Source organism: Massilia sp. Leaf139, assembly GCF_001424165.1.
GTDB lineage: Bacteria > Pseudomonadota > Gammaproteobacteria > Burkholderiales > Burkholderiaceae_D > Telluria.
This window is the reverse complement of sequence record NZ_LMOJ01000001.1, coordinates 700,479-721,388: the sequence shown is the minus strand read 5'-3', so window position 1 is coordinate 721,388 and position 20,910 is coordinate 700,479. Positions and strand designations below refer to the sequence as shown.

At 65.0% G+C, this 20,910-nt stretch carries 18 protein-coding genes; 12 read left to right on the top strand and 6 right to left on the bottom strand.

Features of this window, described 5'->3' with window-relative positions; translation table 11 throughout:
• The first annotated feature begins 23 nt into the window (after positions 1-23).
• On the top strand, positions 24-2,045 hold the full coding sequence (locus ASF77_RS03285; RefSeq protein ID WP_156648753.1) for a prolyl oligopeptidase family protein: 2,022 nt from the start codon (positions 24-26) through the stop codon (positions 2,043-2,045).
• A complete protein-coding gene (locus ASF77_RS03280) occupies positions 2,042-2,557 on the top strand; it encodes a GNAT family N-acetyltransferase (RefSeq protein ID WP_056334303.1) in 516 nt (171 codons plus the stop codon). Before ASF77_RS03285 ends, ASF77_RS03280 begins: the two co-directional genes overlap by 4 nt.
• A gap of 340 nt (positions 2,558-2,897) precedes the next feature.
• On the opposite strand, the gene ASF77_RS03275 is transcribed toward ASF77_RS03280, so the two are convergent.
• Positions 2,898-3,512: an acyl-homoserine-lactone synthase gene (locus ASF77_RS03275; protein ID WP_056334300.1), complete on the bottom strand. Its 615-nt coding sequence runs from the start codon at positions 3,510-3,512 to the stop codon at positions 2,898-2,900.
• A gap of 210 nt (positions 3,513-3,722) precedes the next feature.
• On the opposite strand from ASF77_RS03275, the gene ASF77_RS03270 reads away from it, so the two are divergent.
• Complete coding sequence (locus tag ASF77_RS03270; RefSeq protein ID WP_373961751.1) at positions 3,723-3,944, top strand: hypothetical protein; 222 nt, start codon at positions 3,723-3,725, stop codon at positions 3,942-3,944.
• Here ASF77_RS03270 and ASF77_RS03265 read toward each other — a convergent pair.
• A complete protein-coding gene (locus ASF77_RS03265) occupies positions 3,919-4,632 on the bottom strand; it encodes a LuxR family transcriptional regulator (protein WP_229445215.1) in 714 nt (237 codons plus the stop codon). The two genes, ASF77_RS03270 and ASF77_RS03265, sit on opposite strands and share 26 nt — an antisense overlap.
• A 397-nt stretch (positions 4,633-5,029) precedes the next feature.
• On the opposite strand from ASF77_RS03265, the gene ASF77_RS03260 reads away from it, so the two are divergent.
• Together ASF77_RS03260 and ASF77_RS03255 are read left to right on the top strand one after the other, a co-directional pair.
• On the top strand, positions 5,030-9,955 hold the full coding sequence (locus ASF77_RS03260) for a HAMP domain-containing protein (RefSeq protein ID WP_056334294.1): 4,926 nt from the start codon (positions 5,030-5,032) through the stop codon (positions 9,953-9,955).
• On the top strand, positions 9,943-10,806 hold the full coding sequence (locus tag ASF77_RS03255; RefSeq protein ID WP_229445213.1) for a CheR family methyltransferase: 864 nt from the start codon (positions 9,943-9,945) through the stop codon (positions 10,804-10,806). Before ASF77_RS03260 ends, ASF77_RS03255 begins: the two co-directional genes overlap by 13 nt.
• 161 nt (positions 10,807-10,967) lie before the next feature.
• Here the strand turns inward: ASF77_RS03255 and ASF77_RS03250 are convergent, their stop codons facing one another.
• Together ASF77_RS03250 and glpD are read right to left on the bottom strand one after the other, a co-directional pair.
• Entirely contained in the window at positions 10,968-11,594 is a 627-nt protein-coding gene (locus ASF77_RS03250; RefSeq protein ID WP_056334291.1) for a glutathione S-transferase family protein, read from the bottom strand.
• Between the two features lie 77 nt (positions 11,595-11,671).
• Positions 11,672-13,222: a glycerol-3-phosphate dehydrogenase gene (glpD, locus tag ASF77_RS03245; protein WP_229445212.1), complete on the bottom strand. Its 1,551-nt coding sequence runs from the start codon at positions 13,220-13,222 to the stop codon at positions 11,672-11,674.
• Positions 13,223-13,400: 178 nt separating this feature from the next.
• Here glpD and ASF77_RS03240 point away from each other — a divergent pair, with 178 nt between their 5' ends.
• Positions 13,401-14,033, top strand: coding sequence for a hypothetical protein (locus ASF77_RS03240; RefSeq protein ID WP_056334285.1), 633 nt, complete (start codon positions 13,401-13,403; stop codon positions 14,031-14,033).
• Positions 14,034-14,100: 67 nt separating this feature from the next.
• Positions 14,101-14,466, top strand: a complete 366-nt coding sequence (locus ASF77_RS03235) for a hypothetical protein (protein WP_156648709.1) — start codon at positions 14,101-14,103, stop codon at positions 14,464-14,466.
• 384 nt (positions 14,467-14,850) lie between these two features.
• On the opposite strand, the gene ASF77_RS03230 is transcribed toward ASF77_RS03235, so the two are convergent.
• Positions 14,851-16,992 carry an ATP-dependent helicase gene (locus ASF77_RS03230; protein ID WP_056334280.1) on the bottom strand — a complete coding sequence of 714 codons (2,142 nt, stop codon included), beginning with the start codon at positions 16,990-16,992 and terminating at the stop codon, positions 14,851-14,853.
• A 486-nt stretch (positions 16,993-17,478) separates the two neighbouring features.
• On the bottom strand, positions 17,479-17,694 hold the full coding sequence (locus tag ASF77_RS03225; protein ID WP_056334277.1) for a hypothetical protein: 216 nt from the start codon (positions 17,692-17,694) through the stop codon (positions 17,479-17,481).
• A gap of 184 nt (positions 17,695-17,878) precedes the next feature.
• Here ASF77_RS03225 and ASF77_RS03220 point away from each other — a divergent pair, with 184 nt between their 5' ends.
• The 5 genes from ASF77_RS03220 (at position 17,879) to ASF77_RS03200 (ending at position 20,878) form a co-directional block, all read left to right on the top strand.
• Entirely contained in the window at positions 17,879-18,073 is a 195-nt protein-coding gene (locus ASF77_RS03220) for a hypothetical protein (protein WP_056334274.1), read from the top strand.
• 44 nt (positions 18,074-18,117) lie between these two features.
• Positions 18,118-18,690 (top strand): chromate transporter, encoded by a 573-nt coding sequence (locus ASF77_RS03215; RefSeq protein ID WP_056334272.1) that lies wholly within the window; start codon positions 18,118-18,120, stop codon positions 18,688-18,690.
• On the top strand, positions 18,687-19,280 hold the full coding sequence (locus ASF77_RS03210; RefSeq protein ID WP_056334269.1) for a chromate transporter: 594 nt from the start codon (positions 18,687-18,689) through the stop codon (positions 19,278-19,280). Before ASF77_RS03215 ends, ASF77_RS03210 begins: the two co-directional genes overlap by 4 nt.
• A gap of 89 nt (positions 19,281-19,369) precedes the next feature.
• The gene (gene fghA / locus ASF77_RS03205; RefSeq protein ID WP_056334265.1) at positions 19,370-20,209 is read left to right on the top strand and encodes an S-formylglutathione hydrolase; all 840 of its coding nucleotides are present in this window, start codon (positions 19,370-19,372) and stop codon (positions 20,207-20,209) included.
• Positions 20,210-20,302: 93 nt separating this feature from the next.
• On the top strand, positions 20,303-20,878 hold the full coding sequence (locus ASF77_RS03200; protein ID WP_082493524.1) for an Hsp20/alpha crystallin family protein: 576 nt from the start codon (positions 20,303-20,305) through the stop codon (positions 20,876-20,878).
• Positions 20,879-20,910 lie beyond the last annotated feature (32 nt).

Genomic DNA, 20,910 nt, shown 5'->3' with positions numbered 1-20,910 from the left:
GCGCCGAAGCGGGTGCACAGGGTATGGGAACGACGCCGCCCGACCCGCATGCGTGGCTGGAGGACGTCAGCGGCGAGCGCGCATTGGACTGGGTGCGCGCCCACAACGCGGTGTCGGAGGGCAGCCTGGGCGGGCCCGCGCACGAGGCCCTGCGCGCGCGGCTGCAGGGCATCCTCGACGCCAAGGAGCGCATCCCGTACGTCAGCAAGCATGGCGACCACCTGTATAACTTCTGGCGCGACGCGGCCCACGAGCGCGGCATCTGGCGCCGCACCACGCTGGACGAATACCGCAAGCCGGCGCCGCAGTGGGAAACGGTGCTCGACCTCGACGCGCTGGCCAAGACGGAAAACGAGAACTGGGTCTGGGCCGGCGCGGCCTGCCTGCAGCCGCGCGGCACGCGCTGCCTGGTCTCGCTCTCGCGCGGCGGCGGCGACGCCGACGTGGTGCGCGAATTCGACCTCGAGACGCGCGCCTTTGTCGCCGGCGGCTTCGCCCTGCCCGAGTCGAAGGGCAGCGTGGCCTGGATCGACCGCGACACGCTGTTCGTGGCGACCGACTTCGGGCCCGGCTCGATGACGGCCTCGGGCTATCCGCGCATCGTCAAGGAGTGGAAACGCGGCACGCCGCTGCAGGAGGCAAAGCTCGTCTTCGAAGCGGCGCCGGACGACCTCTCGGCCTCGGCGCGGCGCGACCTGACGCCCGGCTTCGAGCGCGACATGGTCACGCGCCAGATCGGTTTCTACAGCAGCGAAGTGTTCCTGCGCGAAGGCGGCAAGCTGGTCAGGATCGACAAGCCGATGGACGCCAACGCTTATGCGGTGCGCGACCAGCTGATGATCGAACTGCGCTCGGATTGGCAGGTCGGCGGGCGCACCTGGCCGCAGGGCAGCCTGCTGGCGATCGATTTTGCCGCCTTCCTGCGCGGCCAACGCAATTTCGAGGCCTTGTTCACGCCGACTTCCACCAGTTCGCTCGACGGCGTGGCCGTCACCCGCAATGCCCTGCTGCTCACCGTGCTCGACAAGGTGAAGAACCGCCTGGTCGAACTGCGCCGCGACAGTGGCGAATGGCAGCGGCGCGAGGTGGACACGCCCGGCATCGGCACCCTGGGCGTAGCCGCCCTCGACGAGATCGAGTCGGACGACTATTTTCTGAGCGTGACCGACTTCCTGACGCCGACCACGATGTACCTGGGCCAGGTTGGAAGCGACGGGCGCGAGCGCCTGAAGGCGATGCCGGCCTGGTTCGACGCCAAACCGTACACTGTGTCTCAGTTCGAGGCCAAGTCGAAGGACGGCACCCTTGTCCCCTATTTCGTCGTGCAGCCGCGCGGCGCCCGGCTCGACGGCAAGAATCCGACGGTGTTATATGGTTACGGCGGCTTCGAGGTGTCGCTGAAGCCCGCCTACAGCGGCATGATCGGCGCCGGCTGGCTCGAACGCGGCGGCGTGTACGTCCTGGCGAACATCCGCGGCGGCGGCGAATTCGGGCCGCGCTGGCACCAGGCTGCCTTGAAGGAGCAACGCCAGAAGGCCTTCGACGACTTCCTGGCGGTGGCCAAGGATCTCATCAAGCGCAAGGTGACCAGCCCGCGCCACCTCGGCATCATGGGCGGCAGCAATGGCGGCCTGCTGGTGGGCGCCGCCCTCACCCAGCGCCCGGATCTGTTCAATGCGGTGGTGTGCCAGGTGCCCTTGCTCGACATGCGGCGTTATCACAAGCTGCTCGCCGGGGCTTCCTGGATGGGCGAATATGGCGACCCGGACGATCCGAAGCAATGGGAATTCATCGGCAAGTACTCGCCCTACCATAACGCCTTCAAGGACAAGCACTATCCGAAAGTGCTGTTCACGACCTCGACCCGCGACGACCGCGTGCACCCGGGCCATGCGCGCAAGATGGCGGCCCTGATGGAGACACAGGGTCATGCCGTGCTGTATTGGGAGAACATGGAGGGCGGCCATGCCGGCGCGGCCAACAACACGCAGCAGGCGCGCATGTGGGCGCTGACCTATTCCTTCCTGTACGCCCAGCTGAAATGACGGACGCGCAGGCCGTGCGGGTACGCATCCTGGATGGGCACGAGTGGCCGCTGTACCGGGCGCTGCGCCTGCGCGCGCTGGCGGATGCGCCGGAGGCGTTCGGCAGCACCCTGGCCGAAGAAGAAACCCGCGTCGATGCCGACTGGGCCTGGCGCCTGAAGCTGGGCGCCACGTCCGGACGCGACCGGCCGCTGGTGGCGGAGCTTGCCGGCGCGTCAGCGGGCATGGCCTGGGCCAAGGTGGATGCGGCCGAGCCCAGGCAGGTGAATCTGTTCCAGGTGTGGGTCGCACCGGAATGCCGGGGACATAGCGTGGCGGCCGCCCTGCTTGACGCTGCGCTGGTCTGGGCGCGCGCCATCGGTGCCCGGTCGATGCAGCTCGGGGTCGTATGCGGCAACGCCGCCGCGCGCCGTCTGTACGAGCGCGCGGGGTTCGTCGACGTCGGCGAACCGGAGCCGCAGCGGCCGGGGTCGGAGCGGATGGAGCAGATCATGCGATTCGACCTCGTTTGACGACATGCCGTGGGCTCGGGGAGCCCACCCTACGGATGGTGGTGGACTGTACGGGGTCATGCAGGCTAATGGCCTTCATGACAGGTTCACCGGGTTCTCCGAGCCCACACGTGCACGATCAAGCGCAGCCGCAGCACCATCGTAATCGCCACGGCCTGCAATCCGGCTTTACTGCGGCAAGCCCGCATACCCGCGCTGCTTGCTCGCCCCGAAGTTACGCGGTATCCGTAACCGGAGCTTGCGGCCGTCGTGTAACGTAGGGTGGGCGCCCCGAGCCCACGCGTGCACGATCATGCACGGCCGCAGCGCCATTGCCATCGCCACGGCCTGCAATCCGGCTTTACTGCGGCAAGCCCGTATAGGCCCGCTGCTTGCCCGCCCCGAACTTCACCACGGCCGGATAGCTCGCGTCGATGTCCACATACAAGGCCACCGCCGTCTCGACCCCGATCACCAGCGGCGCGCCGAGGCGTTCGGTGACGATGCCGGCGCGGCGCAGCAGGCGCTCGATCGCCGTCGTGGTCACGGTGACGTATTTCTGGATCCCATGTTCGTAACCGTAGCGGGTGATGGCGGCGAAGGATTCCATCGTGATCTCGGAGAAGCCGAACTGGCCGCTGCCGCCGGTTTCGATGGCAAAGCGCGACAGCTCCCAGATGTGCTCGTCGCAAGGCGCCGGCTGCCCGTGCAGCAACTGCGGGAAGGAATCCTTCAGCATGTAGGGGCCGTCGGTCGGCAACAGGCGCCAGCAGCCGCGCAGGATGCCTGCGCCAGGCTCGCGCATCATCATGTAGTGCGGCTCGAGGGCATCGTAACCATCGATTTCCATCCCCGACAGAACCGGCACTTCCCAGCCCAGACGGCCCTGGAAGACTTTTGCGCGAAGAGTATGCATTTCCCACAGATCGCGGGATTGGAATTCGCGCCGTGCTGCGATATCGATTTGCAGTGCCATGTCGTTCTCCCTGTATGTTGATGAAAATATCTATGCGACAGGCATGAAGCGTCATGCAATTTGGGCACTGGTGGTACTAGCAGGTCTGCTAGGTGGCGTGGAAGTGACACAGTGGAATACTAAGTTTTTCACCCGTTCAACAAGGAGACTGCCATGCCAAACGACTTCGTCAGCGAATCCATGCTTGCCCGACCAGGCATGCCCGCAGCCATGCCTGCGGTGATGCCGCTACCCATGCGCGCGCCGCATGCCGACCTGCGTCAGTTCCGCATCAGTAAGCGTGAAAGTCAGGAAAAGTTCTGGGGACGATTCGGCGTCACGCAATCGAGCGGCAGCCGTTTCGAGACGGGCCTGGCAATCCCGGCGCCGGTGGCGATCCTGTTGAAGCTCTATGTCAATGGCAAGCTCAACGATGGCGATCTTCAGGGATGAGTAATCCCAGGGCAATTGCCTTGACCACCGCCTGCTGACGTGTGTTGACATTGAATTTCTGACGCACGTTGGCCAGGTGGAAGTTAACAGTCGCTTCCGAACAGCGGTTGATCATTGAAATTTCCCATGACGACTTGCCCGCCATGACCCAATTGAGCACTTCCAGCTCGCGCCGGGTCAGGCGCGGCACCTCCGCATGCCCGTCCATGTGCGAGAACGGCAGCGAGGCGGCGAACGCGTAGTCGCGGATCAGCGTCAGGCTGGCCATGCGCTGTCCGATATCGCGCGCGAAGGCCGCGCCCGGCGCCGCATCCGAAGCCAGGCCGAGCAGCCCGACTTCGCCGCCCGGCCCATGGATCGGCAGGGTCACGCCGGTACGCATGCCATGAAAGCTCGCTTCCTCGTAAAGGATGCGCGCTCCTTCGCTGCCGAAGGCTTCCGGCTCCCAGACGATGGGCAGCGTACTGGTCAGGCAGTGGCTGACGGTCGGATCGACATAGGCGAAGCGTTCCGCATCGTAGCGCTCGCGCCACTCCTCCGAATAATTCGTCTGCACGAAGGCATTTTCGTACTGCGCGTGGCGCGAATGCACCACTGCGTACATCACCTTATCCAGACCGAGCGAATGCGTCAGCTCGAACAGCGCCTGGCGCCACGCTGTGGCGTCTGTCGCTTCCAGCAGCTGCACTAGCTGTGCAGTTTCAATCATAGCGGTCGCTCGCCTGGTCGGATGAACGGAACATGCAATTTGCATGCGGCACATAAAGAGTGCGTACTAGAAATTTTAACAACGATAGCGCGAGTTTGTCCCGGTATTTTTGTAGTAATTATGCAACGTGCACTAAAAATCACAAGAGCAATCGTGCGCTAAAGAAATCGATTTTCCGCTACCCTCCTGCGCTGGCGATTTAACATTCCAGTAGGAAATATTTATTCTTGTTGCAGAGCTTGACTTGATCTCGCACAAGAGTATCGTTTCACCTTTCCGCCTATTGCCTTTTAACAGTTTCCCCAACGCGAAGCCGATAGGCCGCCGCGACGACAAGAACGCCGTACCCATTTTCCAAAACAAGGATAGAACGTCGATGAACACAATGACCGACATGGCCGAACAGCTGGACGTCAAGCTCCTGCTGGCAACGCTGATGGCCCTGAAAAAGGGTGACTTTTCGGTACGCATGCCTTCTGACTGGACTGGCGTGTCGGGCAAGATCGCCGACACCCTGAACGACATCATCGAAACCAAATCGAAGATGGTCGAAGCCGTGACCGAAGTGTCGCGCGTCGTCGGCCGCGAAGGCCACCTGACCCAGCGCGCTGACGTGCCGGGCGTGGTCGGCGGCTGGAGCACCATCATCAGCTCGGTCAACACCCTGATCGACGACCTGGTGCGCCCGACCACCGAAATGGCGCGCGTCATCGGCGCCGTGGCAAAGGGCGACCTGTCGCAGACCATGGCGCTCGAAGTCGACGGCCACCCGCTGAAGGGCCAGTACCTGCGTGCGGCAACCACCGCGAACACGATGGTGGAACAGCTTTCCTCCTTCTCTTCCGAGGTGACGCGCGTGGCGCGCGAAGTCGGTACCGAGGGCAAGCTGGGCGGCCAGGCGCAGGTGAAGGGCGTCGCGGGTACCTGGAAGGACTTGACCGACTCGGTGAACTCGATGGCGGGTAACCTGACGTCCCAGGTGCGTAACATTGCGGAAGTGACCACCGCCGTGGCGAACGGCGACTTGTCGAAGAAAATTACCGTCGACGTGCGCGGCGAGATCCTGCAGCTGAAAGACACCATCAACGTCATGGTGGATCAGCTGCGCTCCTTCGCATCCGAGGTGACGCGCGTGGCGCGTGAGGTGGGTACCGAGGGCAAGCTGGGCGGCCAGGCCTATGTGCCGGGCGTGGGCGGCACCTGGAAGGACTTGACCGACAACGTGAACTTCATGGCCTCGAACCTGACGGGCCAGGTGCGTAACATCGCGGCGGTGACGACCGCGGTGGCGAACGGCGACTTGTCGAAGAAAATTACCGTGGACGTCAAGGGCGAGATTCTCGAACTGAAGAACACGATTAACGTTATGGTGGACCAGCTGTCCTCCTTCGCATCCGAGGTGACGCGAGTCGCCCGTGAGGTGGGTACCGAGGGCAAGCTGGGCGGCCAGGCGCAGGTGAAGGGTGTCGCGGGTACCTGGAAAGACTTGACCGACTCGGTGAACTCGATGGCGGGTAACCTGACGGGCCAGGTGCGTAACATTGCGGACGTGACCACCGCCGTGGCAAACGGCGACTTGTCCAAGAAGATTACGGTGGACGTGAAGGGCGAGATTCTCGAGCTGAAGAATACCATCAACGTCATGGTCGACCAGCTGAACTCCTTCGCATCCGAAGTGACCCGAGTCGCACGGGAAGTGGGTACCGAGGGCCGACTGGGCGGCCAGGCAAACGTGCCTGGCGTTGCAGGTACCTGGAAAGACTTGACCGACGGCGTGAACTCGATGGCGGGTAACCTGACCGGCCAGGTGCGTAACATTGCGGACGTGACCACCGCCGTTGCAAACGGCGACCTGTCCAAGAAAATTACCGTGGACGTCAAGGGCGAGATTCTCGAACTGAAGAACACGATTAACGTCATGGTCGACCAGTTGTCCTCCTTCGCATCCGAGGTGACGCGAGTCGCCCGTGAGGTGGGCACCGAAGGTAAGCTGGGCGGCCAGGCCTACGTGCCGGGCGTGGGCGGTACCTGGAAGGACTTGACCGACAACGTGAACTTCATGGCCTCGAACCTGACGGGCCAGGTGCGTAACATCGCGGCGGTGACGACCGCGGTGGCGCGTGGCGACTTGTCGAAGAAAATTACCGTGGACGTGAAGGGCGAGATTCTCGAACTGAAGGACACGATCAACGTCATGGTCGACCAGTTGTCCTCGTTCGCATCCGAGGTGACCCGCGTCGCCCGTGAGGTGGGTACGGAAGGTAAGCTGGGCGGCCAGGCGAACGTGTCCGGCGTGGCCGGTACCTGGAAGGACTTGACCGAGAACGTCAACCAGCTGGCGGCAAACCTGACCAACCAGATGCGCGCGATCGGTGAAGTGGCAACGGCGGTGACCCGTGGTGACCTCTCGCGTTCGATTCAGGTCGAAGCGCGCGGCGAGGTGTCCTACCTGAAGGACAACATCAACGAGATGATCCGTAACCTGAAGGAGACCACGCAGAAGAACGCGCAGCAGGATTGGCTCAAGACCAACCTCGCCCGCTTCACGCGCCTCCTGCAGGGCCAGCGCGACCTGGGCGCGGTGACGAAACTGATCCTGTCCGAGCTGGCGCCGCTGGTGTCGGCGCACCACGGCGTGTTCTACATGATGGACTCGCAGGAAGCCGATGCACGCCTGCGCATGATCGCCTCCTACGGCTATCGTTCCAGCCGCAAGCTGCCGACCTCGTTCTCGCCGGGCGAAGGCCTGGTGGGCCAGTGCGCACTCGAAAAAACCCGCATCTGGCTGACCGACGTGCCGCGCGATTACATCGTCGTGTCCTCGGGCCTGGGTTCGGCGCCGCCGAACAACATCGTCGTGCTGCCGATCCTGTTCGAACAGCAGGTCAAGGCGGTCATCGAGATCGCATCGCTGGATCGCTTCACGGAAACCCACCTGTCCTTCCTCGACCAGCTGATGGAATCGATCGGCGTCGTCCTGAACACGATCGAGGCGAACAGCCGTACCGAATCGCTGCTGACCCAGTCGCAATCGCTGGCGCAGGAACTGCAGCAGACCAACCAGGAACTGGCCGAAAAGGCGCGCCTGCTGTCCGAGCAGAACATCGAGGTGGAACGCAAGAACCGCGAGGTGGAGCAGGCCAAGCTGGCGCTGGAAGAAAAGGCGACCCAGCTGGCGCTGTCCTCCAAATACAAGTCCGAGTTCCTGGCTAACATGTCGCACGAACTGCGTACGCCATTGAACTCGCTCCTGATCCTGGCGCAGCAGCTCTCCGATAACCCGGAAGGCAACCTGTCCGGTAAACAGGTCGAATTCGCGAAGACCATCCACGGCTCCGGTTCCGACCTGCTGACCCTGATTAACGACATTCTCGACCTGTCGAAGATCGAGTCCGGTACCGTCACGCTGGACGTGTCGGAATACCGCTTCGCCAACCTGCGCAACTACGTCGACCGCACCTTCCGCCACATGGCCGAAGCCAAGCATCTCGGCTTCACCGTCGATCTCGCGGAAAACCTGCCGACCGCGGTGATGACCGACACCACGCGTCTGCAGCAGGTGCTCAAGAACCTGCTGTCGAACGCGTTCAAGTTCACCAGCCACGGCCAGGTCGCGCTCAACATCAGCCTCGTCACCAGCGGCTGGACGGCGGATCACCCGCACCTGCTGCATGCGGACGCGGTGCTGGCCTTCTCGGTCAGCGACAGCGGCGTCGGCATCCCGTCCGACAAGCTGCAGCTGATCTTCGAAGCCTTCCAGCAGGCCGACGGTTCGACCGCCCGCAAGTACGGCGGCACGGGCCTGGGCCTGTCGATTTCACGCGAACTGGCGCGCCTGCTAGGCGGCGAGATTCGCGTCGAATCGACCGTCAACGTCGGTTCGACCTTCACCCTGTACCTGCCGTACAACCGCGCCGGCTTCATCAACTACGAAGCGACGCGCCAGCCGCAGCCTGCGCGCCTGCTGGCGCCGAGCGCCGCGCCGGCGTCTTCCTCGGCACCAGTTGTGTATGCCCTGCCCGACGCAACCGAGAACGGCAGCGTGGCGACCATCGAAGTACAGGCGCCGACCAACAGCAATCTGGTCGAATACGCCTCGATGCTGGACGACCGCGGCCTGATCGCCCCGGGCGACCCGTCGGTGCTGATCGTCGAGGACGACGACCGCTTCGCCAAGACGGTGCTGGAATTCGCGCGCGAGAAGAACTTCAAGGGCATCGTCACCCACCGCGGCGACTCGGCCCTGTCCCTCGCGCGCGACTACCTGCCCTCGGCGATCCTGCTCGACATCGACCTGCCGGACATCGACGGCTTCACGGTGCTCGACCGCCTCAAGCGCGACCCGAGCACCCGCCACATCCCGGTGCACGTGGTTTCGGCGCTGCGCGAGCGCGAACGTGCGCTGCGCCAGGGCGCGATTTCCTTCATCAGCAAACCGGTCGACCGCGAGGCGCTGAGCGAAGAGTTCACCCGCATCCAGAAATTCCTGGTGGGCGGCAAGCGTAGCCTGCTGGTGGTGGAAGACGACATGGCCCAGCGCGAGTCGATCGTGGCCCTGATCGGCGACAGCGACCTGCACATGGTGACCGTCGAAACGGGCGCCGCCGCGATGGAAGCGCTGGAGTCGCAGCATTTCGACTGCATGGTGCTCGACCTGACGCTGCCGGACATCTCGGGCTTCGACCTGCTCGACGCAATCGGCAAGAAGCCGGCCCTGCGCGACCTGCCGATCGTGATCTACACCGCGCAGGAACTCTCGCGCAAGGAAGTCACGAAGCTCAAGAAGTACGCCAAGACCATCGTCATCAAGGACGCCCGTTCGCCGGAGCGCCTGCTCGACGAAACGGCGCTGTTCCTGCACCGTTCGCACGCCTCGCTGCCGGAACTGCAGCGCAGGATGCTGGAGGAAATCCACGCGGCCGACGGCGGCCTGGCCGGGCGTAAAGTGCTGATCGTCGACGACGACCTGCGCAACATCTTCGCCCTGTCCTCGCTGCTGGAGCGCCAGCAGATGCAAGTGCTCTTCGCCGAGAACGGCCGCGACGGCATCGAGGTGCTGGAGAAGGATCCGAGCATCGAGATCGTCCTGATGGACATCATGATGCCGGAGATGGACGGCTACGACACGATGCGGGCGATCCGCCGCATTCCGAAGTTCAAGTCGCTGCCGATCATCACCCTGACCGCGAAAGCGATGAAGGGCGACCGCGACAAGTGCATCGCCGCCGGCGCTTCCGACTACATCACCAAGCCGGTCGATGTGGCGCAGCTGCTGTCGCTGATGCGAGTGTGGCTGCATTGACCGCCTTTGCCGCCTTCGCTCAGTTGGCACACCCTTCGCTCGCCGTCGAGGAGCTGGAGATCGACCTGTTGCTGGAAGCCTTGTTTCAGCGCCACGGCTACGATTTCCGCGACTACGACCGCGCGCTGGTCAGGCGAAAACTGCTGGGCGCGATGGCCGCGCGCGAGCTGAAGACGCTCTCCGCGCTGCAGGAACGCGTGCTGCACGAACCGGGCGCCGCATCGAACCTGCTGCGCGCGCTGGCGCTCCAGCCGGCTGCCCTCTTCGACGATCCGGCCTGGGCAAGGGAGGCACGCGCAGTGCTGGGAAAGTCGCTGCGTTCGGCCCCCGTGCCGCGGGTCTGGCTGGCCGAATGCGCCGGCATCGGCGAAGCCTGGACGCTGGCCATCCTGCTGCATGAGGAAGGCCTGCTGGCGCGCACCGAGATCTTCGCAACGGTAGCCAACGACGAACTGCTGGCCGAGGTGCGCGAAGCATCGATCGACGCCGCCACGCTGCCCGCGCTGCAGGAACGCTACCTGCAGGCCGGCGGCAGCGGCAACCTGGCGGATTACCTCGAGCTGCGCGATGGCCGCGCCGTCCTGCTGCCGCGCCTGCGCGCCCGCATCACCTGGGCCGGCTACAACCTGGTGACGGACGCCTCGTTCAACGAGTTCCAGGCCATCCTGTGCTGCCGCGCCCTGGCCGACTTCGGCCCGATGCTGCGCCAGCGCGTGCTGCGCCTGTTTCACGACAGCCTGGCGCGCTTCGGCGTGCTGGCGATCGACCGCGAGCTGGCGCCGGGCGATGCGCATGCGGGGGTGTACCAGGCATTGTCGGAAACCTTGCCGTGGTATCGAAGGGTGGGGTGAATCCGGTGTGATGGAGGGCGGCCTTGCCGCCCTTTTTTATTGGCGGGAGCGGCTCCGCTTTCGTACCCGACGATCTCGCCGCCAAGGATCACCGCGTGGGTGGCGCGTGCGGTAGGTTCGTTCATTCGCTGGTGGTGGAGCCGCCCACCCTACTTCGAGGCTTATTTCGATCCGATCGCACTCGGCCGCTCGGCAATCCGGTCGCGCCAGGCCTGCAGATGGGTCATGCCCTCCTCGCCCGGACGGAAGCGCAGCAGGCCGCGGCCGAATTCAAGGGCGCAGAAAGCGGTGATGTCGGCGATCGTGAAGCGCTCGCCGGCGACATAGGCCTGGCGCGCCAGCAGCTGATCCAGCCAGCGCGCGGTGATGCGCATCTTGTCGGCCTGGGCCGCGCCGAAGTCCTTGAACTGGGGCTGCTCCAGCACGGCCAGCGCCGGGTGCGTGTGGCGCGCGCTGCTGGCCGTTTCGAGCAGCAGGTGCAGTTCCATACGGCGGTCGGCCATCTCGATGAAGGCGCGCTCCTCGTAGTCGGCGCCCATCAGGTTCGGCTCCGGATAGCGGCCTTCGAGCCAGGTGCAGATCGCGCGCGTCTCGCTCAGCACGCGGCCGTCGTCGAATTCCAGCGCGGGCACGCGGCCGAGCGGATTCTTGGCGATGAAGCGTTTGCTGCGGTGTTCGCCGGCCATCAGGTCGATCATCTCGGTCTCGATGCCGGTGATGCCCTTCTCCAGGATGAACATGGCGACCCGGCGTGGGTTCGGCGCGTGGCTGCTGATGTAGAGTTTCATGGGTCTCCTTCGGGTTATTGTCATGGGTGCCACGAAGGATGATAGCGGCAATTGCGCCGCTACGGCTGACTCGTGAATCAGAGCGCCGGCACGCCCTGGCGCGCGCCGAACCATTCGTCGAGCAGCGCCGCGCTGCCGGGCGCCACGTGCAGGCCCAGCTTGGTGCGGCGCCAGAGGATGTCGGTGCTGCTCCTGGCCCATTCGTGGGTGGTCAGGTAGTCGATCTCGGCCTCGTACAGGCCGGGCAGAACCTCGAGACCCAGGTCGGCCATGCCATTACGGCGCGCCAGCAGGGTGTGGATGCGGGTGCCGTAGGCGCGCGCGTAGCGGGCCAGCAGCGCCGGCGGCAGCCAGGGATAGCGGCCCGCCTGGCGCGCGCGCCAGCCGTCGAATTCGAGCACGCCGCGCTTGCCCGGTTCGGGGCCGTAGAGGTCGCCGCCCGGCAGGCAGGCGCCGGCCGTCCAGGCGGGCGCGGCGTGGCCGAGCGCGGCGCCGATCCAGTCGACGGCCTGCTCGGCCAGCTTGCGGCTGGTGGTGATCTTGCCGCCGAAGACGGACAGCAGGGGCGCACCCGCCATGTCCGGCTCGAGCCGGAAATCGCGCGTGGCTTGCGCCGCACTGGCCGCTTCGTCCTCGACCAGCGGACGCACGCCGGCATAGCTCCACAGCACGTCGGCCGGCGTGATCTGGCGCGTGAAATAGCCGTTCACCAGTTGGCACAGGTAGCGCGTTTCCTCGGCGCTGATCGCCACCTTGTCGAGTTCGCCGCGGTAATCGACGTCGGTGGTGCCGACCAGGGTGAAGGCGCCCTCGTAGGGCAGCGCGAAGACGATGCGCCCGTCCGCATGCTGGAAGATATAGGCGTGCGGATGCTCGAACAGTCGCGGCACGACGATGTGGCTGCCCTTGATCAGGCGCAGGGCGCGCCTGCCGCCAGCGTTGGTGGCGCCCTGCAGGAAGCGCGCGGCCCAGGGTCCGGCGGCGTTGACCAGGCAGCGTGCATGAATGTGGATGTGCGCCTGCCCGTGCCCGCCCTGGCTGTCCAGGGTGGCGCTCCAGCCGTCCGGCTGGCGCTGCAGGGCGGCGCAGCGGGCATGGGTGAGGACGACGGCGCCGCGCTCGTGGGCGTCAAGTGCGTTGAGCACGACCAGGCGCGCATCGTCGACCCAGCCGTCGGAATACATGAAGCCGCGCGTGAACTGCGGCAGCAGGGGCAGGCCGGCCGCATGGTCGCGCAGGTCGATCGCCTCCGAACCCGGCAGGAATTCGCGCCGCGCCAGGCGGTCGTAGAGGAATAGGCCGGTGCGGATCAGCCAGGCCGGGCGCGCGCCCTTCCCTTTCCCCCCCATGTGCGGCATCACGAAGCGCAGCGGATGCATGATGTGAGGCGCGCTGCGCAGCAGGGTTTCGCGCTCGATCAGGGCCTTGCGCACGAGGCCGAACTCGTAGTGCTCGAGGTAGCGCAGGCCACCATGGATCAGCTTGCTCGACGCCGACGAGGTGTGCTGGGCCAGGTCGTCCTTTTCGCACAGCACGACGCGCAGGCCGCGTCCGGCCGCATCGCGGGCAATCGCCGCGCCGTTGATGCCGCCGCCGACGACCAGCACGTCGCATTCGAACCGTTTCACGAGCTCATCCACGCCGCCTCCTGGAAAAAACAAACCGATCCAGTGTATGCCGCCTCCATTTCGCCATATTCGCATGGATCAATGCGGCCGGGCCGGGAACGTGCCGGCACAACGGACGCGTCCGTCCGCCCGCCCTGTGTAGAATCGACGCCATGACCACGACACCCCTCCGCCGCTGATGGCCCAGCAACGCGCCTGGGTGCGCATGCCTTCAGGCAAGCGCCTCGACCTGCTCAACCCGACCCCCTTCGACTGGGACGACGCCGACCTGGCGCTCGGCCTGGCGCGCACCTACCGCTGGGGCGGGCATTCGGCCTGGCCGCTGCCGCTGTCGGTGGCCCAGCATTCGATCACGGTCATGCTGCTGCAGCGCGCGGCGCTGGGCGGGCGGATCGATCCCCTGACTGAACTGCGCGAGCTGCTGCACGACGCCGAGGAGGGCCTGCTCGGCTTCGACGCGCTCTCGGTGATCAAGCCCTTCCTCGGCGAAGGTTTCCGCGAATTGTCCAAGCGCCTCGAATACGCGGTGTTCCTGCGCTACGGCCTGCCTTCCTGGACCCCGGTCGAGCATGCCCGTCACAAGCGCGCCGACCGCCTGGCCGCCGCCAGCGAAGCCGTGCACGTGGCCGGCTGGTCGCGCGAGGAAGTGCGGGATACGCTCAAGATCCGGGCCGCCGTGCTGCGCGACGATCCGCTGGCAGGCGCCTACGGCGGCACGCCTTGGGAGCCATGGCCGCCGGCGCTGGCCTGCGAGCGCTTTCTGGCGGAACTGGCGCGGCTCACCGAGCTGATCAAAGTCGGAGAGCGCTGACGACCGTCATGTAAGCTCCCCTCGCCATGCCGGCACAAACATCTGCACTGTCATGAAGGAGTCACACATGCGACGGATACTCGGCCTGATAGCAGCCAGCATCTTCGCTCTGCCCGCTTCGGCCGCCTGCCCCGCGGCCGACCGGCTCGTGAGCGAATACGGCATCAGCTTTTCGGGTTTCAAGAAGCAGATCCCGAAAGTGGCGCGGCCGATCGAACGGGGTACGCGAATCGACGACCTGCGCGTGCTGCGCTTGCCGAACCCGAAGGGGCATGTGCCGGACGGCTTCACCCATGCGGCGGTGATCAACAAAGCGACGATGCAGGCTTGGATACGGCGGCGCGGCGGCTTCGTGTATGTCGAGGAGTGGTATGGGCCAATGGAACTGCGCCAGCGCGACATGACGGCTTGCACGCTCGAGCCTTACCGCTGAGCTATAGGGCTGAACATCATGAGCGAAATGTGTTGCAATTTCGCTCACCCCACCCCATCTGCATAAGCTCGTTGCGGGTTTGATTAATCGCAAACACCCGCGCCTAAGCCATTGATTTCATTCAGCTTACACCGATATCCACAAGAAATGTGGATAACTATGTGGACAAGGCCCTCTTGACAAGCCGCAAGCGCAGTATTGATGCGGGTTTCAACAAAATGCCCATTCTACAGGCAGAAATTCTGTCCTTAAAAATCAATGGCTTGCACGCCATGTGGTTTCGTGAACGGACTCAGCATCAGAAGATTCCTACAATGTCCTACAACAGGGGATAAGTCATCCGGGCGGACATGGTTTGCCATCATTGTCAGATCATTCCAGGTCTCATTTCCACGCATTGCGTGCCCGGTCGCGCACCAGCATCCGCACGCTCTCGGGCATCGGTTTCTTCGATTGCGCCGTGTCGGCCGTGATCCAGACGCACTCCTCGAAATGCTTGAGCATGGCGGGCGTCACGAAACGCGTGCGCGCCGCGTACACGTGGCGGTCGCCCATCTGCGCCTGCTGCTTGATGAAGAAGCGGTTCGGCACCACCAGGTGCAGGTGCTCCTTGGCGCGCGTCATCGCCACATAGAGGAGGCGCCGCTCTTCCTCGATGTCTTCCGCGCTGCCGGTGCTCATGTCCGACGGGATGCAGCCGTCGACCACGTTCAGCACATGCACCGACTTCCATTCCTGCCCTTTCGAGGAATGGATGGTCGACAGGATCAGGTAGTCCTCGTCCAGCAAAGGCGGGCCGGCGCGGTCGCTGGTCGCTTCCGGTGGGTCGAGCGTGATCTCGGCGAGAAAACTTTCGCGTGTGCCGTGGCCGCCCGCCAGCTGGGCTAGCTGGGCGACGTCGGCTGCGCGCACGGTGGCGTCGTCGTGCAGGCGCTCCAGGTGCGGCAGGTACCAGTCGCGCACCAGTTCAATGTCGGCCGGCCAGCGCAGGCCAGGCGTGCGCAACCTGCGGTACAAGGTCACGAAATCCTGCCAGTCGCCCTGACTTTTGCCCGGCGCCGCGAAAGCCTCCACCGCGTCGCAGGCCTCGGGTGCTTCGGCCACCGCGTCCAGCAGGCGCGTGGCCGTGGCCGGGCCGATGCCGGGAATCAGCTGCAACACCCTGAAACCGGCCATGCGGCCATTCGGGTTCTGGGCGAAGCGCAGCACGGCCAGCACGTCCTTGATGTGCGAGGCTTCCAGGAACTTCAAGCCGCCAAATTTCACGAAGGGGATATTCCGGCGCATGAGTTCGAGCTCCAGCGCCGCACTGTGGCTGGCGGCGCGAAACAGCACGGCCTGGGTGGTGAGCTTGATGCCGGCTTCGCGGTGTTCGAGGATGCGGTTGCAGACCCAGCGCGCCTGCTCGGCCTCGTCGGGGATGAGCACCAGCTGCGGCAGCGTGCTGGCCGCCTTGTCCGTCCACAGCGTCTTGGCGTGGCGCTCGAGCGCGGCGGCGATCACGGCGTTGGAGGCGTCCAGGATCGGCTGGGTCGAGCGGTAATTGCGGTCGAGCGTGATGGTGCGCGCCGGCTGGCTGAACTGGCAGGGGAAATCGAGAATGTTGCGCACCGTCGCGCCGCGGAAGGAATAGATCGACTGGGCGTCGTCGCCGACCACCATCACGCCGGCGCCATCGGGCTTCATGCCGGTGACGATCGCCGCCTGCAAGCGGTTGGTATCCTGGTATTCGTCAACCAGCACGTGGTCGAACAGCGCCCCGATCTCCGGCCCCAGCTCGGGGTCGGACGCCATCTCGGCCCAGAACAGCAGCAGGTCGTCGTAGTCGAGCACGTTCTGCTCCTGCTTGGCGTCGACATAGGCGCCGAACAGGCGTTTCAGGTCGGCTTCCCATTCGCAGCACCAGGGAAAGGTGCTCTGCAAGACCTGGTCGAGCGGCTCGCGCGCATTCACCACGCGCGAATAGATCGACAGGCAGGTGCCCTTCAGCGGAAAACGCTTGGCGGTCTGGGTCAGGCCGATCTCGTGGCGCACCAGGCCCATCAGATCTTCGGAGTCGCCGCGGTCGTGGATGGTGAAGGATTCGTCGAGGCCGATGCGGCCCGCGTACTCGCGCAGCAGGCGCGCGCCGATGCTGTGGAAGGTGCCGGCCCAGGGCAAGGTGGCGACCTCGCGCCCGCCACTCATGGAAGCGCTTTTGAAGACCCGCTGCAGGACATTGCCGGCGCGCTGGGTCATCTCGTTGGCGGCGCGGCGCGAAAAGGTCAGCAGCAGGATGCGCTGGGGATCGGCGCCCTGCATGATCAGGCGCGCGACACGGTGCGCCAGCGTGTTCGTCTTGCCGGAACCGGCGCCGGCCACCACCAGCAGCGGGCGCGTCGCCGTCGCGCCGATGTCGTGCTCGACCGCAGCGCGCTGCTCGGGGTTGAGCGCGGCGAAAGGATCGTCGGACGCCGGCTCTATAGCAGACTCGAGAGCGGAATCTTTGGTGGATTCTGGAGCGGATGCAACGGCGGCAGCGGACATGAAGAAGTAGCAACGAGTGTCAGGGTAGAAACACTGCCACTGTACATTTGTCCAGTGAGCCTCCGCAAGTGCATTTTGCCTCGTTAAGGTCGAGCTTGTCGTGAAAAGCGGACAGGAGAGTGGAGTACAGTTCGCGTATTACGCGATCGTCCTGCGCTAAGTGGCCGTAACTAAAGAACTTTTCCGGATATCCACAAAGTCTGTGAATAACTTTGTGGAAAAGCCGGGGCTTGACAGCGCGAAATGCCGTCCGCATGCGGCTTTCAACAACTTGCCCAATCCACGGGCAGGCTTGAACTCACGAAAAATCAATGACTTGCTAGATCATGTGCAAGGCCAAGCTGAAGCGTACGAAAGATAAAAAAAAGAAATTAATGTGTATAAGCGGTGGTCGCGACGCGCAACAAACATGACGCTTTGATATCGAAAAAAGCTGAGTGAGGGAAACTTTCGGGGGCCCTCACCGTGCCCGCCTCAAGCGCGGCTTCAGCTACCCGAGCGGCGCCGGTGCGGCTCGAGCAGGACACGTTCGATCACGTGGGCCCGGATGTCGCGGGTTCGCAGGTACTCGACGGCGGACATGGTATTGCTGCTGCCCTGCACGGCAATGCCGGCATCGACGATGACGCGCTGCTGCGCATCGGTACGGGCCTCGATCATGCTGGGCTGCAGGGTCGTCCGCTCGACGTGGGGATGTTTCATCCGTGACCTCGTTTGTCAGGTTGATGTTTTGCCTTAACGAGTATTCATCAATACGCTTCGATGTCAATGTCAACTTCCCATCGAAAACACTAAATAGTTGTACAGACGCCTTCCTCAAGAGCGCGCCACCCGGCAGGTGATTTGCCTAATATGGCCGTGTCGTCCAACCACCTGCGAGGCGTTCATGAGCACCGATTCCACACCCGCCAAACCTGTCCAGCCCGACCTGAACCCCGGCGACGAAGCCTCTCCCGGCACGCCCGGCGCCGGCGAAGACGTTTGCGAAGCCTGCTCCGGCAGCGGCAAGCTGGCCGATGGCAAGCAGTGTCCGCAGTGCGGCGGCAGCGGGCGCGTCATGCGCGGGATCGGGGGCGGCTGAGTCGTCCGCGTGACAGGATGCCGGGCGGCGGCGATAATCGTGGGATGACCGCGCCAGCCCCCGCCGCACATCCACACCCCAGTTCCCTGTTCGACCTGTTCCTCTCCTTCACTGTCCTGGCCTTGCAGGGCTTCGGCGGCGTGCTGGCCGTCGTCCAGCGCGAGATGGTCGAGCGCAAGCGCTGGCTGACCCAGGACGAATTCATCGAGGACTGGGCCGTTGCGCAGATCATGCCGGGGCCGAACGTCGTCAACCTGTCGATGATGATCGGTGCGCGCTACTTCGGCCTGCGCGGCGCGCTCGCTGCGCTGGCCGGCATGCTGACCGTGCCGCTGGTATTGATCCTGCTGCTGGCGATCCTGCACGCCCAGTTCGCCGACAACGCCCGCGTGGCCGGCGCCCTGCGCGGCATGGCGGCGGTATCAAGCGGGCTGATCGCGGCCGCCGGCCTGAAAATGGCGGCGTCCCTGAAGCGCAGCCCGGCACCCCTGCCCTGGTGCCTGGCGCTCGGCGCCGCCGGCTTCGTGCTGGTCGCGCTCCTGAAATTCCCGCTCTTCTACGTCTTGCTCGGCCTGGGCAGCCTGGGCTGCGTGCTCGCTTACCGGAACCTGCGATGAACGCCACCGCAACCGCCCTCCACATCACCCTCGACTGGCACGACTGGCTGAACCTGTTCGGCCATTACCTGCTGCTGTCGCTGATGTCGCTCGGCGGGGCGATCTCGACCACCTCGGAGATGCACCGCTTCCTGGTCGAGCAGCACGGCTGGCTGACCCAGGCCCAGTTCAACGAATCGATCGCCCTGGCCCAGGCCGCGCCGGGGCCGAACGTGCTGTTCGTCGCGCTGATGGGCTGGAAGGTGGGCATGAACGCGGGCAGCGTCGCGGCCGCCTTCCTCGGCGTGGCGACGACGATGTTCGGCATCCTGCTGCCCTCGACCATTTTTACCTACCAGGTCGCCCAATGGGGCCACCGCAACCGCCATCTGCGCGGCGTACGCGCCTTCAAGCAGGGCATGGCGCCGGTCGTGATCGCGCTGCTGCTGTCGACCGCCTGGATCCTGGCGAGCTCGACCGGCGGCGAGGGCGTGCACTGGCCGCTGTGGCTGCTGGCGCTGGCCAGCTGCCTGCTTGTCTGGCGCACCCGCCTGCACCTGCTGTGGCTGCTCGGCGCGGGCGCGCTGCTGGGCGCTTTCGGCATCGTGTAGCACGCGGCTTCATGTACCCGGCCCGGCACGAGGCTTGCCGAACTGGCATACTTGCAGCATCGACCACAGCGCGACCAACCGGAGCCACCATGTTAACTCTCCTTAGCGAACACGCCTGTTTCGGCGGCGTCCAGCGTTTCTACCAACACGAGTCGCAGGCCATCGGCCTGCCGATGCGTTTTTCGGTCTACCTGCCGCCCGGCTTCGAAGGCAAGGGCTTGCCGGTGCTGTTCTACCTCGCCGGCCTTACCTGCACCGAAGAGACCTTCGCCATCAAGGGCGGCGCCCAGCGCGTGGCGGCCGAGGAAGGCCTGGCGCTGGTGATGCCCGACACCAGCCCGCGCGGCGCGAACGTCCCCGGCGAAACCGACAGCTGGGACTTCGGCGCGGGCGCCGGCTTCTACCTGGATGCGACCGAGGAGCCATGGGCGCGCCACTACCGCATGTACAGCTACATCCTGGAACTGCGCGAACTGGTGCTGCGCGAATTCGGCCTCGACGCGCAGCGCTGCGGTATCTTCGGCCACTCGATGGGTGGGCACGGCGCGCTGGTGCTGGCGCTGCGCAACCCCGAGCTGTTCCGTTCGGTCTCGGCCTTTGCCCCGATCGCCGCCCCCAGCCGCTGCCCTTGGGGCGAAAAGGCTTTCGGCGGCTACCTCGGCGCAGAACGCGAGGGCTGGCGCGCCTGGGACGCCACTGAACTCGTGGCTTCAGGCCCGGTGCGCTTCCCGCAAGGCATCCTGATCGACCAGGGCCTGGCCGACAAATTCCTGCCGGATCAGCTCAACCCCGAGGCCTTCGAGGCCGCCTGCGCCGGCGCCGGCCAGCCGCTGACCCTGCGCCGCCACGCGGGTTACGACCACGGCTACTACTTCATCTTGACCTTCGTCGAAGACCACCTGCGCCTGCACCGCCGCCAGCTCGGCTGATCGCATCCTTCCAGTTCGACCGCCGGAACACCCCCCGGTTCCGGCCGGTTGCAGCGCTTCTGTCCGCGCGCAAGGGCGCCTGCACGCGGCCGCATGCAGCCTCCCCACACCCTTGAAATTGCCTCCGCGCTGCCCTATAAAACAGGTGTGGCGCACGCCGCGTTCATCGTGAAAACCTGTGAAGAATGGAGGCTCACCATGAATCTCGTCAGGAGAAACAACATGCCCCTGTCGGCCTACCGGCCCGGCGCGGTCGAGGACGGGTTCGGCCGCCTTGTCGAAAGCATGTTCGACGATTTCTTCGCACCCCTGGCCGCGAGCGGCCGCCGCCTCGACGACGGGGCCAGCATCCCGCGCCTCGACCTGCGCGAAACCGAGCAGGCTTATGAAATCGAGGCCGAGATGCCGGGTGTGGAGAAGGCCGACCTGAAGGTCGCCATCGAACACCAGCGCGTCAGCATCGAAGGAGAATGCCGCAAGGCAAACGAGCGGCGCGAGGGCGAAAACGTGGTGTATTCTGAACGCTCAGCACGGAAGTTCATGCGCAGTTTTACCTTGCCGTCCGAGGTCGACGACGGCGCCGCGCAGGCCACGCTGGAAAACGGTGTGCTGCACCTGACGCTGCCTAAGAAACAGGGCGGCGCGGCACGGCGCATCGAGATCCAGTAGGCGGCCGCAAGGCGCCGGGCGCCACGGAAGGC

Bases quoted from the DNA above. Each gene is read 5' to 3' on its own strand.
- ASF77_RS03285 (WP_156648753.1), top strand. From the start codon at position 24: ATGGGAACGACGCCGCCCGACCCGCATGCGTGGCTGGAGGACGTCAGC.
- ASF77_RS03280 (WP_056334303.1), top strand. From the start codon at position 2,042: ATGACGGACGCGCAGGCCGTGCGGGTACGCATCCTGGATGGGCACGAG.
- ASF77_RS03275 (WP_056334300.1), bottom strand. From the start codon at position 3,512: ATGGCACTGCAAATCGATATCGCAGCACGGCGCGAATTCCAATCCCGC.
- ASF77_RS03270 (WP_373961751.1), top strand. From the start codon at position 3,723: ATGCCTGCGGTGATGCCGCTACCCATGCGCGCGCCGCATGCCGACCTG.
- ASF77_RS03260 (WP_056334294.1), top strand. From the start codon at position 5,030: ATGAACACAATGACCGACATGGCCGAACAGCTGGACGTCAAGCTCCTG.
- ASF77_RS03250 (WP_056334291.1), bottom strand. From the start codon at position 11,594: ATGAAACTCTACATCAGCAGCCACGCGCCGAACCCACGCCGGGTCGCC.
- ASF77_RS03240 (WP_056334285.1), top strand. From the start codon at position 13,401: ATGGCCCAGCAACGCGCCTGGGTGCGCATGCCTTCAGGCAAGCGCCTC.
- ASF77_RS03235 (WP_156648709.1), top strand. From the start codon at position 14,101: ATGCGACGGATACTCGGCCTGATAGCAGCCAGCATCTTCGCTCTGCCC.
- ASF77_RS03230 (WP_056334280.1), bottom strand. From the start codon at position 16,992: ATGTCCGCTGCCGCCGTTGCATCCGCTCCAGAATCCACCAAAGATTCC.
- ASF77_RS03225 (WP_056334277.1), bottom strand. From the start codon at position 17,694: ATGAAACATCCCCACGTCGAGCGGACGACCCTGCAGCCCAGCATGATC.
- ASF77_RS03220 (WP_056334274.1), top strand. From the start codon at position 17,879: ATGAGCACCGATTCCACACCCGCCAAACCTGTCCAGCCCGACCTGAAC.
- ASF77_RS03215 (WP_056334272.1), top strand. From the start codon at position 18,118: ATGACCGCGCCAGCCCCCGCCGCACATCCACACCCCAGTTCCCTGTTC.
- ASF77_RS03210 (WP_056334269.1), top strand. From the start codon at position 18,687: ATGAACGCCACCGCAACCGCCCTCCACATCACCCTCGACTGGCACGAC.
- fghA (WP_056334265.1), top strand. From the start codon at position 19,370: ATGTTAACTCTCCTTAGCGAACACGCCTGTTTCGGCGGCGTCCAGCGT.
- ASF77_RS03200 (WP_082493524.1), top strand. From the start codon at position 20,303: ATGCAGCCTCCCCACACCCTTGAAATTGCCTCCGCGCTGCCCTATAAA.